Origin of the sequence: Roseburia sp. TF10-5 (assembly GCF_003462365.1) — a bacterium.
Classification (GTDB): Bacteria; Bacillota; Clostridia; order Lachnospirales; family Lachnospiraceae; genus Roseburia; species Roseburia faecis.
On the sequence record NZ_QTYW01000026.1, the window covers coordinates 1 to 802 of the forward strand.

Sequence of the window (802 nt, forward strand, 5' to 3'; positions counted from 1 at the left end):
CATTCGGAATCTATTCACTCTCCATAACGGTCCAAGTGATCTATTACTTTTATGACCATCTATACCAAGTTCCGCTATTCAAAAGCTGTGACATACTTTCTTCATATCTTTTCACTGCTTTCTGCTGAATGGAACTAGGCACCACATAATCGTTACCAACTTCACTTATTTTCCCATTTACCAGTTCGCAATGTGTCCCGTTTATCACAAATTCTCTGCTTGTATCCACTCCCTGTGACGCAAGAAAATCTAAAATATAATCGGTGTATGTATCTGTCATACTTGAAAAATACTGCTGATCCGCAAAATGTATCAGGGAGTTCAGACCACCTATCATCATATTGCATCTTTCATCATCTGCCTTGCTTCCGTTTCCATAGCCCTCGCCCCAGACAAAATCTTCCTGTACCGTCATGCTGTATCCATTTCCAAGATTAAATCTGCTTCCAACCCCAATCGTGATACTGTTTGTACTGGGATCATATGGTTTGTACCCTCTGGTTTTAAATGGCTGCTGTACGGTTCCAAAGGTTTGAATCTCGGATGGGAGATATGACATACCCGTAATTGCCGTAAACGCTTTCTGCCCATTCACATAAAAGGAAGTATGGGTTGCACTGTCTATATCCGCTGTAATCTCGACTTTCTCATCATTGGCAAAAGGATTCTGTCCGGTCATTCCGGTTCCATATGCAAACAGCATTCTTGTAAACTGATATCTTGTATGCTCATCAAAATGATTCAGTGTCTCTGTATCTTCTCCCTTTACATCTCCATTGCAAAAATCAACAAATTCATTTTT

General features: G+C 40.3%; 1 protein-coding gene. It reads right to left on the bottom strand.

Features of this window, described 5'->3' with window-relative positions:
- Positions 1-49 precede the first annotated feature (49 nt).
- The coding region (locus DXD06_RS15770; protein ID WP_243001147.1) for a hypothetical protein at positions 50-802 on the bottom strand (753 nt) is incomplete at its 5' end.